Raw genomic sequence first — 16,077 nt, 5'->3', positions numbered from 1 at the left:
CTACGCGAGGACCGAAAAACCCAACAAACCCAACACACTCAACACAGCTGCTTCGAAGGCATTGATTTATAAGGGTTTTGAGTGTGTTGGGTTTGTGTTGGGTTGGGGTTTTTGTGTCGGGTTGGGGGGCAGAGCATGATCGAGGCCATGGAGGTGCTGTTGCAGGCGTGGGGCCGTGAGGTTGTGAACCCTGCTCTGGATGTGGCCATCGCCTCGCCGCTGGGGCGGATGGGTGACGATGCGCCGGGCGGTGTGGGCGGGCATCGGTGCCTCTCACTGGTGGAGTGCGCTGTGGCGATCAGCCGAGCGAGCCAGGCGGTGACAATGGCGCTGGATGGCATGGCGAAGGACGCGCCGCTGGGGCAGGGCTCGCGCGGGCGTGTGCTGCAGCGGTTGGCGCATGTGCGCTACTGCCAGGGACCGAAGACTGTAGCGGTGGCGGCGCAGTGTGCGCGGCTGGGTATATCGATGCGGACGTACCGCGCGCAGGTGGATGAGCTGCATGCCGAGTTGCAGGCGGAGTGGCCGGTAGCGCTGGCCCGCTTGCAGGCGGCGGAGCGGGGCACGGATGCGCACGCGGCGGCAGTGAAGCGTGCACGTGCTGCGCGTGATGTGGCGCGGGAGAACGCGCGGGCTGAGCGCAAGCGGGTGGCCGAGCGCAAGGCAGCGGCTAGGGCGGTGAAGGACGCTGCGGTTGGCCGTAAAGCGGGGGCTGCGTGATGACCGTTCGTCGGCTGGGTTTGGCGCGAACAGCGTCCAACCGTGCTCAAGCGTGCACAAGTGTGTGCAACCGCGTTTGCAAAAATCGGCGGTTGCGGGCGTTGCATGTCGGCTGTAGAAAGTCCCCATGGTTGTAGAGCTGCGCCCGCAGCGATAACCGCCAAGCGACGTGCTGTGTCGCGGCCTGTTCCCCGGCAGGCCAGCCCTCGAAAGAGGGCACCCATTCCAAGGCTCACCCGAAACGGTGGGCCTTTTTCATTTGTGCCGCTGGAGACGTTGCATGGCTGAGCCAACGAGCACCACGGCAGGCGTTGTGGTGGCAGGAGCGGCCGGTGCCGGCCTGGCTGGCTTCATGGCTGGCGTGAACGGTGATGCGGCTGTCGGCGCGCTGCTGGGTGCGCTGGTGTATGTGACTACGACGTATGACCTGCCGATCTGGAAGCGGCTGTTGTTCTTCTTGGTATCGGCGGTGATGGGTTACCAGTTCGCGCCTGCCATCGTGGAGGCGGAGTTCTGGGGCTTTCATCCGTTCGCCTACCCAGGCCCGGCCGCATTCGGTGCGGCGGTGCTGGTGGTGACGCTGGCGCTGGCCGCCATCCGCCGGCGAGGCGTGCCATCGATCAGTGACGGAGGCGCGGATGGTTAGTGCTCTGCTGACTCAGATGACGTTCCTTGTGTGCGTGGTGCTGTTCACGCGGTTGTTCACCTATCGCCGTGGCGCTGCGCGGTTCCGGCGCGGTGTGTCTTGCCTGGCCATGTTGGTGATGGGCTGCGCCGGCGCCGCGGTGATCTACATCCTGACTGGTGAGCTGCGCGTGCCTGCCATGGCCTGGCCACTGGTGGTGCTGCTGGCCGTGTTCGCCTGGGCGGTGTGGCAGAGCGGCGGCAACCTCGCCGGCGCCTTTCGCCCGAACGGCTGGGATGGCGTGGAGCGGCGGCAGCAGGATAGGCGGACGGGGTCGGTGCGGTGAGCGAGGTGAATCATGCGAGGCTCGATCAATGCCCGTGATCTGGATGATGCGCTGGCATCGCTTGATCGGCTAGGCAAAGGCTTGGCTTCACGGGCGCTAGCTGACGCTCTGAACCATACGGCGAACCAGGCTCGGCTTGCGTTGCGAGCTGAAATGGAGAGCGTGTTCGATCGGCCCACGCCCTGGACGCTGAATAGCGTGCGGATCTTTCGCGCCAAGCCTTCAGCTGACCCTGAAGCGGCGGTGTGGGTGCAGGACGAGTCGGGCGGGAAGAACCCATTCAGCGCAGAGGATTATCTGCTGCCGCAGGTCGATGGTGGTGACCGGATCACGCGCCGGTCGGAGAAGTATCTGCGCGACGCCGGGATTCTTCCGGCTGGGCGCTTCGTCGTACCCGCCGCGGGCGCCCGGCTGGATGCCTACGGAAATATCCAGAAGGGACACATGACGCAGATCCTGTCGGGCTTGAAGGCGATGAAGCTATCCGGCTCGGACAACGCGGCGACCGATAGCCGGCGCTCCCTTCGCAAGGGGCACGCGCTGGCGTTCTTCGTGATGAAGCGGGGCAAGACGCCCATCGGCATCGCCGAGCGGCGCGGCAAGAACCTGGCGATGGTGCTCGCCTTTGTCCGCCAGCCGCAGTATCGCGAGCGCTTCAAGTTCCATGACGTGGTGCGCCGGGTCGCAGAGAACGACGCGCAGCTGGAAGCGAACATCGACAAGGCCATCGCTGATGCCCTTGCAGGCAAGTTGCCCAGCCTCGAGCGGCGGCGCTGACCTGTCCATCCAGCCCTGCCAGACCTGGGCTCCAAGCGCCGGGGCCCCTGGAAGGGCGCCGCCGGCAAGGGTAATTCGAACCCCGCCCTCGCGGTAGTGGGTGGGGCTGGAAGTTAGTTAATCAGGGTTAATCGGTTAACCCTCATGCTGTTTCGGTTAACAGGTGAATGCATGACGGTCATGACAAAGGCTGAGTTCGCGGATAGCCGCGGCTGGTCTCGGCCGTATGTTTCCAAACTGGGCAAGCAGGGCCGCCTAGTGCTGACCGAGGACGGCAAGAAGGTCGACGTCGAAGCCACTCTTGCATTGCTTGGCGAAACGGCAGACCCGAGCAAGGCCGGCGTCTCTGAGCGCCACCAGCGTGATCGGGCCGAGAAGGGCGTGCATTCGCTGGTCACCTCACACGCACAGACGTCGAGCATGCCGCCCGCGGGGGGTGGCGATTCCTATCAAAAGGCCCGGGCGCACCGAGAGCACTTCCTCTCGCTGCTGGCCGAGGACGAATTCCTCAAGGGCCGTGGCGAGCTGGTCGAGCGCAAGGCGGTCGACCTCGCTGCCTTCAACACTGCCCGCACGCTGCGCGACCTGATCCTCGGCCTGCCGCCGAAAGTGGCTGGCGAGCTGATCGCAATCACCGATACCTGGGAAATGGAACGACGCCTGACCGAGCTGCTGCGCAGCGTCCTCGAGGATGCCGCCAGCCTGGTGCAGCTGGATGCCGAGCTGGAACAGGGGGCGAAGGAGCCGAACTAGCCATGCAATACCCCTATGCCAACGGTGCCGCCACGTACCGCGCGGCATACCTGAGGGGCCTGCACCTGGACCCCGAACTCTGGATTGACCAGTGGGCTGACGAATACCAGCGCATTCCGAAGGACACAGGCGCCGCTGAGCCCGGTAAGTACCACACAGATCGCACGCCATTCGCTCGCGAGCCAATGCGCTGCCTTTCTCCGCTACATCCGTGCAAGCGCGTGGTGACCATGGTTGCCTCGCAGATGATGAAGACGCAGATCGCGCTCAACTGGATCGGCGGCAACATCCACATGGCGCCGGCGAATATCCTGGCGCTGCTGCCCAGCGAGAAGCTGGCCCGCCGAGTTTCCAGCCGGATCGACAAGACGATCAAGGCAGTCCCTGAGCTGGGCAAGCGCGTCGCTAAACCGCGTTCGCGTGACGCCCGCAACACGCTGGATACCAAAGAATTCGAAGGCGGGACGCTCTACTGCACCACCGCAGGCTCCGCTGCCAACCTGGCAGAGCTGGCTGCGCGATACATCTACGGCGACGAGATCGACCGTTGGGACGTCGATGTAGACAGCGAAGGCGATCCCATCGAGCTAGCCGAGGCTCGCGGCACCACGTTCGGGCGCAAGGCGAAGTTCTACTTCTCCAGCTCGCCGACGATCAAGGGCGCCTCGCGCATCGACGATCTGTACGAAGCGAGCGACAAGCGACGCTACTTCGTGCCGTGCCCGCACTGCGGGCACCACCAGGTATTGGAGTGGGGCAACCTCAAGTGGACGGACGACTACAAGCGAGTCGACTACCTGTGCGGCAATCCGGCCTGTGGTGCGTTGATCGAAGAGCACCACAAAACGGCCATGCTGCTGGCCGGCGAGTGGCGTGCAACGGCGCAGGGGGACGGCGAAACGGTGGGCTTCCACCTGAATGCCCTGTATTCGCCACTGGGCTGGCTCTCGTGGCAGAGCCTGGCCAAGCAGTACGACAAGGCCAAGCAAGCTGCCGACCGTGGCGATAACGAGCCCATGCAGGTGTTCTACAACACCCGCTTGGCGCTGGTGTGGGACGCCGCCCAGGAGATGACCAAGGCCAGCGAGCTGAAGGCCCGCGCCGAGGACTACAGCCTGGGCTCGGTTCCGCCTGGTGTGCTGATCCTCACTGCCGCGGTAGACGTTCAGCACAACCGCCTTGAAATGCTGGTGATTGGATGGGGCGAAGGGCTAGAGCGTTGGGTTGTAGATTTCGCCGTGATCCCAGGAGACCCAGCCGACCAGCGCACCTGGCAGGCTCTCGACGAGCAGCTGAAGCGCCGGTACCGGCATATGTCGGGCGTGGAAATGGCCATTTGCGCCACGGCCATCGACTCCGGTGGCCACCACACCGACGAGGTTTACCAGTTCACCCGTCTGCGCCGCTGGCGAAACGTGTTCGCGGTGAAGGGCGCGAGCAAGCCAGGCCGGCCGGTTCTGGCTCAGCGCCCGTCGAAGGTCGACGTGAAGCACAACGGCCAGACTGAGAAACAGGGCGCAGAGCTCTGGATCATCGGTACCGACACTGCGAAGGACTGGATCTACAACCGCTACCCGTTCGCCGACGGCCCTGGCGCGCTGCACTTCTCGAAAGATCTGCCCGACGAGTTCTACGACCAAGCAGTGGCAGAGCGAAAAATTACCGTCTACGTGAAGGGCTACAAGCGAACCGTCTGGGTGAAGGGCAAGGCCGAGCGTAACGAAGTACTCGACCTGCTGGTTTACAACCAGGCTGCTGCCCAGTTCCTGGGGCTGCACCGCTATCACCAAGCCGAGTGGGACAGGCTGCGCGCTGCAGTAAGCCAGGGCAGCTTGTTCGCGCATCCAGCTGCGAGCAGCAACGTCGCTGCCCTGCAGGAGGATGCCGAGAAAACAGCCAGCCCACCTCTCGCAAAGCCCGCACCATCACCCACCGCGCGCCGGGTATCACGCAGCGCCTACCTGAAACGATGAAACGAGGGCGCCCAATGGCAAGCGCACAACAGCGCCTGGATGAAGTCCGGGCGTCGATCAAGGAACTGCTTGAGAAAGGGCAGAGCGTCAGCAAGGGTGATCGCCGTCTGGATCGTGCATCACTCGCCAGCCTGCGCATGCTCGAGGACCAGTACGCCGTCGAGGCCGCACGGGAATCCCGCCACGGCCGGCCCCGGCAGATTCGTCTCTACAGTCGTGGCAAGGGGGCGTGATGGGTTATCGAATCCGTGCTAAGTCACCCCGCCTGCAGGTGGTCAACAGCTACGAGGGGGCCGGCAATGGTCGCCGCGCTCAAGGCTGGGACGCGCCGGAGGCAGCGCTGAACGCTGTCGCCATTCCAGCACTGCCAGCGCTGCGCAAGCGCTCCAAGGCCGCGGTGCGCAACAACCCCTGGGCCGCTAGCGGAATCTCCAAACGGGTCAGCAGCCTGATTGGTACTGGCATCACCCCCCGTGCGCAAATCAAGGACCCTGCGCTGCGCAGCGCCATCAACGAGCTCTGGAGCGACTGGACCGACGAGTCGGATGCCGACAACCTGACCGACTTCTACGGCCAGCAAAGCGTCATCGCGCGAATGGTCGAAGAGTCTGGCGAGTGCTTCGTCAGGCTGCGCTACCGCAAGCCCGAGGATGGCCTGGTGGTGCCGTTGCAGTTGCAGATCTTGCCGCCTGAGTTCGTGCCACTGGACCGCAACTTCGTTACCCGCAAGGGAAACGTGGTGCGGGCTGGCATCGAGTTCGACCAGGTCGGTCGCCGCGTGGCGTACTGGATGTGGAAGAACCACCCCGGCGATGCGAGGGCCATCGGAACCACCTACAACGCATTGCATCGCATCCCGGCAAGCGAAGTGCTTCATATCTTCGAGCCCCTCGAAGGTGGACAGCTGCGTGGCATCCCGCGTCTGGCTCCGGTGCTGCTGCGGCTCAAGTCGCTCGACAACTACGACGACGCGGTGCTCTTCCGCCAAGAAGTGGCCAACCTCTTCGCCGGCTTCATCACCAAGCCTCGACCGGATGGCCCGCCGACCGTCGACCCGGTGACCGGCAAGCCCTTCACCAGCGACTCCGACGGCACCCCGATGGTGGCGATGGAGCCGGGCACCATGCAGGAGCTGCTCGAAGGCGAGGAGGTCGTGTTCTCCGCCCCGCCTTCGGCGGGTGACACATACGTCGACTTCATGCGGCAACAGCTCATGGCTGCAGCGGCCGGTATCGAGCTGCCCTACGAGCTGCTGACCGGCGATATGACAGATATCAGCGACCGCGTTCTCCGCGTGCTGCTGAACGAGTTCCGCCGCCGCATCGAGCAGCTGCAGTTCGGTGTGTACGTGTTTCAGCTGTGCCGTCCGGTGCGCGCGGCATGGCTCGACGCCGCCTGGTTGTCCGGTGCCATCGCGTTGCCGGACTACCAGGCAAAGCGCCGCGACTACCTTCGCACCCGCTGGGTACCGCAAGGCTGGGCCTACATGCACCCCGTACAGGACGTGCAGGGCAAGCTGCTCGAGATCAAGGGAGGCCTGGCCAGCCGCAGCGAACACGCACTGCGAAGCGGCTACGACGCAGAGGTCATCGACCAGGAAAACGCCGACGACAACGCCCGGGCCCAGACGCTCGGCCTCGACTACACCACTGACACGGCCGCGCTGGCGGGCGATAAAGAGGAAACCCGATGATGAAAATGACCAACCGCCTCGCGCTGGCGGTCATGCTGGGTGGCTGGGGCATCAGCACCCTGGAGCAGCCGCGTATCTTCAACCGTGCCGAAGGCGCACCGCAGCTCAACGCCGAACACTGGTACAGCATCCAGTCGGCCGACGAGGAGGGCGGCAAGCCGATCGAGGTCTACATCTATGGCGAGATCGGCTTCTGGGGCGTGACCTCGGGAGACTTCATCCGCGACCTCAAGGAAGTGGACGACGGCGTCTCGCAGGTGCTGGTGCATTTCGACACCATCGGCGGCGACCTCTTCGACGGTATCGCCATCCACAACGCGCTGCGAGCGCTGGGCGAGCGTTGCACCGGCCAGATCGATGGCGCGTGCTTCAGTGCTGGCAGCGTGGCGGTGTGCGGCGCGCACCGCGTGACCATGGCGGACAACGCCATGTTCATGATCCACAATCCCTGGACCTTCATGGCTGGCGACAGCGACGAGCTGCGCAAGATGGCCGACATGATGGACAAGGCCTTCGAGGGCATCGTCGCCAGCTACCAGCACCGCACGTTGACCATCGATGACGCCGAGCTGCGCCGCATGATCAACGACACGACCTGGCTCACCGCAAGCGAGGCCAAGGCACACGGTTTCGTTGACGAAGTGTTCGGCGAGGGCGAACCGCTGGTGAACAACGCCCCGCTTGGAAAAATCCTCAACCGCTATCGCAACGTGCCCGAAGCGGCTCTGCGTCTGGTTGGCGAAGTAGAGCAGCCTCCTGAGCCTGAGCCCCAACCCGAGCCCCAACCCGAGCCAACGCCCGAGCCGGAACCGACCCCGGAACCCGACCCGCAACCTCAGCCCCCTGAAGCTGCCGAGCTGGCCGCAAAGCTTGCGGCGGACTGCGCGCAAGCAGGCATGAGCAACTGCGTCAGCTACCTGATCCGTGCCAGCGCGCTGGCCAGCAGCGAGGCTGTGCAAGCTCACTTCAACCGCGCCAAGGATGTTCGCGCCGCCTGCCTGGTAGCCAAGCTGCCGGATGAAGCCCAGGGGCTGATCGAAGCGGGCCTGACCGGCGAGCAGGCCCGGGCAAAGCTGTTCGACAAGCTAGCCAAGAACAGCGGGCAGGTGGAGATCAGCAACCTGCCGCCGCTGGACGACGTCCCCCAGGCCAGCGCGCACCAACCCCCGTCGCCGAGTGAGGTCTACGCCCGGCGCCGCCCCCAAGCCTCGAAAGGAGGAAAACAAGCATGACCATCAAAACCGAAGGCGTGTACGCCGGCGAGTTCCTCCTTTCGGAGGCCAACGGCACCCGCAGCCGCGAGGAGGTGGTCATTGCCGCCGGCTCCGGCATCCTCATGGCTGGGACATTGATCGCGCTGATCACTGCCGCCAACGCACTGACCCCAACCGCCGATGCCGGCAACACCGGCAACGGTACCGTCGGCTCCGTCACCGTCACCAGCGCAGCCATCACCGGCGATTACCTGCTCACCATCACCGAGGTCGCCGCCAACGGAGGCAAGTTCGATCTGGTTGACCCGACCGGTTCGCGGGTGGGTACGGGCACCGTAGGCCAGCCGTTTACTGGCGGTGGGCTGACGTTCACCCTGAGCGATGGCTCGACCGACTTCGCCGTGGACGATGGCTTCACTCTGGCCGTGCTGGCGAATCTGGGCGAATACACGGGCTATGACGAAGCCGGCACTGACGATGGTCGGCGTACGGCTAGCGGCATCCTGTTCGCCTCGGTGGACGCCACTGTCAACGACGTACGCGCGGTAGGCGTGATGCGCGACGCCGAGGTCATCGAGCGCCTGCTCACCGGTCTGGACGCCAACGGCCGCGCCGACCTGCTGGCCAAGGGCATCATCATCCGCCCCTGATTGCCATTCGCAGCAACCCCAACACCCCAAGCCCCGCAAATGCGGGGCTTCGCATTTCTAGGAGCCCAACATGGCCGAGATCACCATTTTCCAAGACGAGGCGTTCGGCGTAGACGCGCTGCTCACCGTCATCAACGAAGACCACGTGCTGCCAGGGCAGATCGCTGCCGCCGGCTTGTTCGAGGAGCAAGGCGTAGCCGGTACCGTCGTGCAGATCGAAAAGGACGGCATGACGCTCGCACTGGTCAAAGCCGCAGCTCGCGGTAGTGCCGGTCAGGCAGTCATCGGCGGCATGCGCACTCTGATCCCGTTCAATACCGTGCACTTACCGCAGACCTTCCAGATTCTGGCGGATGAGATTCAGGGCATCCGCGCCGTCGGTAGCCTCACCGAGCTGATGCAGGTGCAGGCTTACGTGGCGCGGCGCATCGAAAAGGCGCGCCGCCAGCTTGACCTCACCCACGAGTTCCAGCGTATCGGCGCCATCATGGGCAAGGTGGTGGACGCGGATGGGCAAAGCGTTCTGTTCGACATCTTCCAGCGCTTCGATATCAAGCGCCCGAAAGCCTTCAGCATGGAGCTGAACAACGACGACACGGACGTGAGCGGCAAGTGTGTCGAGGTGCTGGACGCGCAAGAAGACGCCCTCGGCGCCGTCACCAGCACCGGTGCCCATGCGTACTGCGGCAAGGAGTACTGGAAGAAATTCATTGCCCACCCGAAAGTCCGCGAACCTTACCTGGGTTGGCAGGCCGCTCAGGCACTGATGGGTGATCGCCGGCAGCCGTTCGAGTTCGGCGGCATCACCTGGGAGCGTTACAAGGGCCAGTTGGGCGGCTCCGCCTTTGTCCCGGCAGACCGCGCTTTCGTAGTGCCGACCGGTGTGCCGGAGCTGTTCATCAGCGCGTTCGCCCCGGCCGACTACATGGAGACGGTCAACACCGAGGGCATGCCGTACTACTCCAAGCTGGAGATGATGAAGTTCGGCAAGGGCGTAGAAGGCGAGGCGCAGTCCAACCCGCTGCACCTGTGCACCCGGCCGGCCTCCGTCCGCGAGCTGACGATCTGACCATGGCTGGCTTCGGCGATTCACTGGCGGCGATGGACGCCGCCATCATGGCCAGCCTCAACGACGGCACCGCCGGCTACTTAAACGCCGCCGGTACTGTCCTGGCCAGCGGCGTCGAGGTCATTCTCGATCGCGATGTCGAGCGGCTAGATACGGTTAGCGGCATGCTCGATCGGGCGGTGACTATCACCGTCCGGAAGGCCTCGCTTCAACCGTTTGATCGCCGAGGCGCGTTCCGTCTCGACGGCAAAACCTGGCACATCGACGGCATTGCCACCGATGACGGCCACTGGCTCACCCTTTACGTGGTGCCCTGATCATGCTCATCGATATGCAATCCGCCATCGTCGCGGAGGTCATCGCGCGCCTTGGCGTTGTGCCGTCGTTCGGTGGCTTGGTTTTCGAGGACAGCGTGCTGCGCATTCTCGACTCTGACGACGAGACCCTGCCGGATGACTTCATCGTCATCCAGCCAGGGCAAACCGTGGAAGTCGAGCGAGCCGGGTCCGGCAGTGTGCGAGAGCGCGTCACCCTCAACGTCACCGCCATCACTCGTCGGCGGGGCTTTGCTCCGGCGCTGCGCGCGGCGCGGCTGGCAATCAAGGTTGCCCTCCCTGGCACCAAGGCCGGGCTGACGACCCAGGGCGTGCAGACCGCCTCGTTCCAGACAGAGACGCCAATGCCGCCCGGTGAAGGTCGCCGCTGGGCATGCCACGTACTGCCGCTGCAAATCACCTACCTGCAACCACTCAAGTGAGGCCAACCATGCCGCGAGTCACCATCAGTAAACCGTTCAACTACCAGCAGGGCGGTGACGTCAAGCGCTACGAGGTTGGCGCACAAGACGTCACACAAGCCGTTGCTGACCACGCCAAAGCGAAAGGCTTTCTTAAGCCGGAACCTCAGCCGGAAGCCCAGTCAAATTCCGCCCCCAAGGGCGAAACCAAAAAGTAAGGAGAGCCCGCAATGGCCCAAGTAGACCGCAGCTTCATTGGTGAGGGCATCATCTATGCCCGCAAATATGGCTCGCAAGATCCGTTCCTCGACATCGGCAACTGCGACACTTTCAACGTGGCGTATGCCACCGAGAAGAAGCAACTGCCGAACTACCGCGGTGGCGGTGGTAATCGCAACGTCAAAGAGCAGGTAACCGGCGTTACCGCTGCCATCGGCATGTACGACCTGACCCCCGAAAACATTGCACGCGTGACCAATTCCAACATCGTGTCCGTTGCGGTGACGCCTGTTGTGGATGAGCAGCTCATCGCTGGTGGAGTGGTCGGCGAGCTGATCCCGTTCAAACACCTTCCCGATACCAGCAAAACGGTAACGGTGAATACTGTGGTTGCCGCCCCGGCAGAAGGGGTTGAACTAGTGGCGGGTACCGACTATGTCCTGACGCCCCACGGCATTATCAGCAAGTCCGCTGCCGTCACGGCTGCTGGCGTTTCGGTCAGTTACACGCCTCTGAAAGCCAGTGCCTTGCACATGCTGGCGGGCGCCCCGGTCGAACTGGAGCTGTACATCGCTGGCCTGAACGATGCGCAATCGGGCGAGCCCTTCAGCTTGCGGCCTCGTCGCGCTAAGTTCGGCTTGACTAGTGAACTGCCAGTGTTCAGCCAGGAATACGTCAAGCTTGCCAGCACTGTCGAGCTGCTGGCCGATGATCTGGTGCAGGGTGCTGGGATCAGTAAGTTCTGTCAGATGGATGTGGTGGCTTGAATGAACGCCCCGCTGCTCGGCGGGGCATCATCTAGGATGCAGCTATATTATGATCAGGACTACCCTCATGTAATTCCATACTTCGTCCGGCGTCTCATAAAAATCAAGCGCTTGCTCCAGCATCGCCAACTCTTCATCTTTGATTTCCGCGTGTGGCGGGACTAGCCTGTCGGCGAGTTGTGATCCGTCAATTACCGTGCCGCTCGAAAGTTCCAAGATGGCTAGTATTAGTCTGAATCTCTTATTTATATCTCCGCCGTGCATCGCGTCCAGTAGAAGTCGGCGCCGATCAGCATTCGTCATAATATCAATACCCTCTCATAGGTTTCATTGGCCCTGGGAGCGCTTCATTTTAATCTCGCGGATTAGCTGCCGCCGCTTCTCGCGGTCTTTTATTCGCTTGGTCGATTGGATTCGAGGCTCTGGCGCTCTGTGTAGCCTTGTTGGAATGCGAGCAGCTTCTTCTAGAAGTACGCTCACAAAATTGTTTTGTATAAGCCAAGCTAGTTCAACAACTAGTACGGGCAAAACATAAACGACATAATAAAACAGCTTGAGTGCGAACGGCTTGTCTGTTCCCGCTATAAGCGAAAGTAAGCCAAGTGAGAGTACTGCGGACATTATAAACGCAGCAAACCACGCTGTTTCTTTTCCTATTTGTCGCTGAACAGCATACCCATCGTTCCGAATTGCTTTCGCTTTCTTCAGCTCCTTTGCTCGAATCGCTCGAAGGAAGCTGCTTGAGCGATTAGAGATAAAAGAGATGCCTTTTTTAATTAGCCAATAAATTGCTGCTACAACTGCTGGGGCTAGTAGTTCTCTGGCCGTTGGCATGTACTCAAGTATTTGGTTTATAGCCATTCTCATCTCAGTTTTTAGTTATTTCAATGACATGACTGCATAAACAATCCGCATTCAAATGGAGCCGCCATGGTCGGTATCAAAGATCGGCTGATTCAGTTTGTCCTCAGAGGAAAGGATGAGCTTTCGCCCGCCGCCAAGCAATCCGCTGAGGCAATAAGCGAAGTTCGAGACGAGGCCACTGAGCTTGGCAAAGCCCTCGACTCCGCCAAGGACGCGCGCGGCCTAGTTAAAGTTATCGAGGATACCCGCCGAGCGATGTCGCAGGCAGAGCAGGGGTTGATCGATACCGAGCAGCGGGTAAGCGATCTGCGCGATGCCCTGAACCAAAATCCTGAAGCGGCGGGTCTGCAGCAGTCTCTCAAGGATGCGGAGCGAGAGGCATCGCGCACCCGGCGTACGCTCGTATCGTTGACCGGCGCGCTGACCGATCAGGAAGCGGCAGCCAAGGCTGCAGGTATTGATACAAACAAGCTGGCCGACGAGGAGACACGGCTCGCTGCGGAGGTCGATGGCGCCAAGAAAGCGCTGGCCGCGAATGCTGAAGAGCTAAAAGCCCTACAGCGTGAGCAGGCCGCTGCGTCGAGAAGTACTGCTGAGCACACATCACGAGTCGACGCAGCCCGCTCGACGCTGAGCGATGGTGCAAAGCGGGTGCTGGCCTTCGCTGCTGCATACATCTCGCTGAACGCCGCTTTCAACCTGGTCCGCGGCGGGCTAAACCTGGTGCGCGACGGCATTCGTGCCGTGATCGCTGATGGTAGCGACAACGAGCAGGCGCTGGCGCAGCTCGAGGCGGCGCTGGCATCAACGGGCAATGCGGCCGGGCTGACGGCGCAGCAGCTGCTGGACATGGCAGCTGACTTCAAGCGGTCGTCGATGCTGACCACCGAGGAGATCCTGGCGGGTCAAACTCGCCTGCTGTCCTACACCGACATCGTCGCCAGCGAATTCCCGGCCGCGATGCAGATCGTGATTGATCAGCAGCAGCGCCTTGGTATCAGTGTCGAGCAGTCGGCCGAGATCGTAGGGCGCGCGCTGCAGTCGCCGTCCGAAGCAATCGCCACGCTGGGCCGGCAGGGCTTCAAGTTCGAGGATGGCCAGAAGCGTCTCCTCAAGCAGCTTGAAGCCACTGGCCGCAAGGCTGAAGCGCAAGCCATCATCATGGACATGCTGACCGAGGCCTACGGTGGCGCGGCAGCAGCGGCGCGGATGAACACCTTCGCCGGCCTGCTGAAGACAGTAGGTGACCAGTTCGGAGACTTCGCTGGCCGAGTGGCTGAGAGTGGGGCCTTTGAGTATGTACGCGGCAAGCTGCAGCAGCTAGCTGATCACCTCGACGAAATGGCGAACGATGGCCGGTTGGATCGCCTGGCGCAGAGTCTGTCGGACGCGTTCGTTAATGGTGCCGAGGCAGTTTCGAAATACGTCGAGCGATTGGCTACGGTCGATTTCGAGGGGCTGGCCGCGCGTGCTGCAAGCATGGCCGCTCAGATTGGGCCAGCCATCGAGCAGGCAGTCGCGGCAGGTCAGTACGCCACTGCGACGCTAACTACGGTCTGGAACACCTTCGCTGGTACGGTGAACTCAGCCGCTGCAGCCTTGGTTCTGGCAGTGCAACAGACCGTTGGCCGAATGGCGCTAGCGGTCGGCCAACTGGCCGAAATGGTTGGCAGCGATGATCTGCGCGCAAAGGCCGACTCGCTGTACACGTTCCTCGGTGAACTGAGTATGGGCTACGCCCAGCAAGCCAAAACAGACTTCGGTCAGGTGGCCGGCGCCTGGGATTTCCTCAACGAAAAGGTGCAGCAGAAGGCGACTGAACAGGCACAAGTCGTCAAGCAGGCCGCTGACGATCAGTTCCAGCATGTCGTGCAGCGCGTCACCGACATGAACAGCGCGCTTGCTCAGATCGATGCGGCCGAGGGTGCGGCACAGTTTCGGCAGTTGGGTGAGGAGTTGTTTGCAGCGTACCAGCGCGGCGACCTAAGCCAACAGCAGTTCGCCAGCACCACGGCGATTGTGCAGCGCCGCTTGCGTGAGTTGGGCGGCGCGGCGAATACGGCCACCGATGAGCTGGACAACCTGAAGTCGATCATGGGCGGCATCAGCCGTGCGGCCAACGAAGTCGATTTCAACCGGCTGCGGTCAGCGCTGCGCAAGGCGTATGGCGACGGCAAGATAACCGCCGAAGAGTTCGCCAAGGCGCAGGAGGCACTCAACCAGCGGATCGCAGAGGTGAAACCCGCCACTGAAAAGGCAGTGAAGGGGCTGGCCGACCAGCGCAAGGCAATGGGCGAAGCGACAGAGGCGGCCCGTCGAAGCCTCGGAAGTGTAGGTGAAGGTGCCGAGCAAGCTGCCAGCGGCATGAACTTCTTCGAGGAAGTGCTCAACCGCTCGCGCATGCCGCTTGCTGAGCTGAGCGCCGCGGCCTTAGATGCCTTCGATGCGCTGCAGGGCATCAAGAAAGCCGATACCGGCATCGACACCAGCAGCCTCGACAAAACGGCGGAGTCACTACAGAAGGCGAAGGACCGCGCCCTGGAGTTGCAAGGCGCTCTCGATCTCGAAGGCAGCCGTGCCAGTGGCTTCGGTCGCTGGATGATGGAAACCTTCGTCCGTTCCGAGCAGGTCAAGGTCAGCTATCTGGAGCAGAAGCGGGCATTGCAGAGCCTGATGCAGAGCTACGAAAGCGGCACGATGTCCACCGAGGCATTCGCCCGTTCGGCTGCAAGTGCGCGCCGCAACCTCGACCTGCTCGACGAGTCGGATCTGTCCGGCTTGGAGTCGGCTATCGAGGCGGCCAACCAGAAGATGCGGCAGATGGGCGACTCCACCCGCAGCACGCTCGACGGCCTGCGAATGGAACTGCTGCAGCTCAAGGGTACCGAGGAGGAGATCGAGAAGGCCCGTTATGCCAGCCGGCGTCGCGATCTGCAGGCGCAGCAGGCAGAGGCCCGCCAGTCCGGCGATGGATCTGCTGTGGCCAACCTGCAGGCGGCCTTGCGCACGCTGGACGAGATCGAACGCGAGTCGTCTCGCAAGCGCATGCAGGATGCGCAGCAGAAGGCGGCCGAACAGGTGACCAAGGCCGCGCCCGTGCCGGTCCAGCCTCAGCAGCCGCCGAAAATCATTCGACTGGAAACCACGCGTGGCCAGTCGGTCGAGGTGGGCCTGCAAAGCGACACGGACGAAACCAGGCTGCTCGGCATCCTCGAGAGCGCCGGGCTCAGGAGCCGATAGATGATCCTCAATACCATTGATCTAGATGACCAGTTCGAATGGGTGGATGAGTTCGAGTGGGACGCGATTGCGCAGGAGCAGGAGCGCAGCATTACCGGGGCGTTGCTCGTGCAGGAGGGCGTCAAGGTGCATGGGCGGCCCATCACGCTGCAGAGCAACGGTGGGGTCTGGACGCCGCTGTCGGTGGTTCGGCAGCTGGAGATCCTGCGTGACCAGCCGGGGCGGGTGATGCCGTTGCGGTTGCCGGATGGCCGTGAATTTCATGTGATCTTCAACCGGGTCGAAGGCGCACCGCTCGTGGCGAAGCCGCTGTTTCGCCAAGTAAACCCTAGCGCCGACTGGCTCTACGAAGTGGACATTCGCCTGATCACCGTGGCGCCGCCACCGAACCCTCTGACCGAACCCTGATAGCCCGCCCCCGTGCGGGCTTT

At 62.7% G+C, this 16,077-nt stretch carries 18 protein-coding genes; 17 read left to right on the top strand and 1 reads right to left on the bottom strand.

What is annotated here, in order from left to right; genetic code table 11:
- Positions 1-111 precede the first annotated feature (111 nt).
- The 15 genes from SM130_RS13630 (at position 112) to SM130_RS13560 (ending at position 11,542) form a co-directional block, all read left to right on the top strand.
- Positions 112-720, top strand: a complete 609-nt coding sequence (locus tag SM130_RS13630; protein WP_146029747.1) for a hypothetical protein — start codon at positions 112-114, stop codon at positions 718-720.
- Positions 721-1,000: 280 nt separating this feature from the next.
- Positions 1,001-1,366, top strand: a complete 366-nt coding sequence (locus SM130_RS13625) for a putative holin (protein ID WP_102825514.1) — start codon at positions 1,001-1,003, stop codon at positions 1,364-1,366.
- Positions 1,359-1,691 (top strand): phage holin family protein, encoded by a 333-nt coding sequence (locus SM130_RS13620; protein ID WP_102825515.1) that lies wholly within the window; start codon positions 1,359-1,361, stop codon positions 1,689-1,691. The genes SM130_RS13625 and SM130_RS13620 overlap by 8 nt, the downstream gene beginning before the upstream one ends.
- A 153-nt stretch (positions 1,692-1,844) precedes the next feature.
- Positions 1,845-2,468, top strand: a complete 624-nt coding sequence (locus tag SM130_RS13615; RefSeq protein WP_336442484.1) for a hypothetical protein — start codon at positions 1,845-1,847, stop codon at positions 2,466-2,468.
- 171 nt (positions 2,469-2,639) lie between these two features.
- Positions 2,640-3,221: a terminase small subunit gene (locus SM130_RS13610; RefSeq protein WP_102825517.1), complete on the top strand. Its 582-nt coding sequence runs from the start codon at positions 2,640-2,642 to the stop codon at positions 3,219-3,221.
- 2 nt (positions 3,222-3,223) lie between these two features.
- Positions 3,224-5,194, top strand: coding sequence for a phage terminase large subunit family protein (locus SM130_RS13605; protein ID WP_102825518.1), 1,971 nt, complete (start codon positions 3,224-3,226; stop codon positions 5,192-5,194).
- Positions 5,195-5,208: 14 nt separating this feature from the next.
- Positions 5,209-5,427: a hypothetical protein gene (locus tag SM130_RS13600; protein WP_102825519.1), complete on the top strand. Its 219-nt coding sequence runs from the start codon at positions 5,209-5,211 to the stop codon at positions 5,425-5,427.
- Positions 5,427-6,887, top strand: a complete 1,461-nt coding sequence (locus tag SM130_RS13595) for a phage portal protein (RefSeq protein ID WP_102825520.1) — start codon at positions 5,427-5,429, stop codon at positions 6,885-6,887. Before SM130_RS13600 ends, SM130_RS13595 begins: the two co-directional genes overlap by 1 nt.
- Positions 6,887-8,119 (top strand): head maturation protease, ClpP-related, encoded by a 1,233-nt coding sequence (locus SM130_RS13590; RefSeq protein ID WP_181019267.1) that lies wholly within the window; start codon positions 6,887-6,889, stop codon positions 8,117-8,119. The genes SM130_RS13595 and SM130_RS13590 overlap by 1 nt, the downstream gene beginning before the upstream one ends.
- The gene (locus tag SM130_RS13585) at positions 8,116-8,751 is read left to right on the top strand and encodes a head decoration protein (protein WP_102825522.1); all 636 of its coding nucleotides are present in this window, start codon (positions 8,116-8,118) and stop codon (positions 8,749-8,751) included. The genes SM130_RS13590 and SM130_RS13585 overlap by 4 nt, the downstream gene beginning before the upstream one ends.
- 70 nt (positions 8,752-8,821) lie before the next feature.
- Positions 8,822-9,820 (top strand): major capsid protein, encoded by a 999-nt coding sequence (locus tag SM130_RS13580; RefSeq protein WP_102825523.1) that lies wholly within the window; start codon positions 8,822-8,824, stop codon positions 9,818-9,820.
- 2 nt (positions 9,821-9,822) lie between these two features.
- Positions 9,823-10,137, top strand: coding sequence for a hypothetical protein (locus SM130_RS13575; protein WP_102825524.1), 315 nt, complete (start codon positions 9,823-9,825; stop codon positions 10,135-10,137).
- A 2-nt stretch (positions 10,138-10,139) separates the two neighbouring features.
- A complete protein-coding gene (locus tag SM130_RS13570) occupies positions 10,140-10,577 on the top strand; it encodes a hypothetical protein (RefSeq protein WP_102825525.1) in 438 nt (145 codons plus the stop codon).
- An 8-nt stretch (positions 10,578-10,585) separates the two neighbouring features.
- Entirely contained in the window at positions 10,586-10,774 is a 189-nt protein-coding gene (locus tag SM130_RS13565) for a hypothetical protein (protein ID WP_102825526.1), read from the top strand.
- Between the two features lie 12 nt (positions 10,775-10,786).
- Positions 10,787-11,542 (top strand): hypothetical protein, encoded by a 756-nt coding sequence (locus SM130_RS13560; RefSeq protein WP_102825527.1) that lies wholly within the window; start codon positions 10,787-10,789, stop codon positions 11,540-11,542.
- Positions 11,543-11,869: 327 nt separating this feature from the next.
- Here SM130_RS13560 and SM130_RS13555 read toward each other — a convergent pair whose 3' ends face one another.
- Positions 11,870-12,403, bottom strand: coding sequence for a hypothetical protein (locus SM130_RS13555; protein ID WP_146029748.1), 534 nt, complete (start codon positions 12,401-12,403; stop codon positions 11,870-11,872).
- Between the two features lie 69 nt (positions 12,404-12,472).
- On the opposite strand from SM130_RS13555, the gene SM130_RS13550 reads away from it, so the two are divergent.
- Positions 12,473-15,646, top strand: coding sequence for a phage tail length tape measure family protein (locus SM130_RS13550; protein WP_102825529.1), 3,174 nt, complete (start codon positions 12,473-12,475; stop codon positions 15,644-15,646).
- Positions 15,647-16,054, top strand: coding sequence for a hypothetical protein (locus SM130_RS13545; RefSeq protein WP_102825530.1), 408 nt, complete (start codon positions 15,647-15,649; stop codon positions 16,052-16,054).
- Positions 16,055-16,077 lie beyond the last annotated feature (23 nt).

This window comes from Stutzerimonas stutzeri (assembly GCF_038561965.1).
In the GTDB taxonomy this organism is placed as follows: Bacteria; Pseudomonadota; Gammaproteobacteria; order Pseudomonadales; family Pseudomonadaceae; genus Stutzerimonas; species Stutzerimonas stutzeri_AA.
The sequence above is the reverse complement of the archived record's forward strand: the minus strand, read 5'-3'. Positions and strand labels throughout refer to the sequence as shown.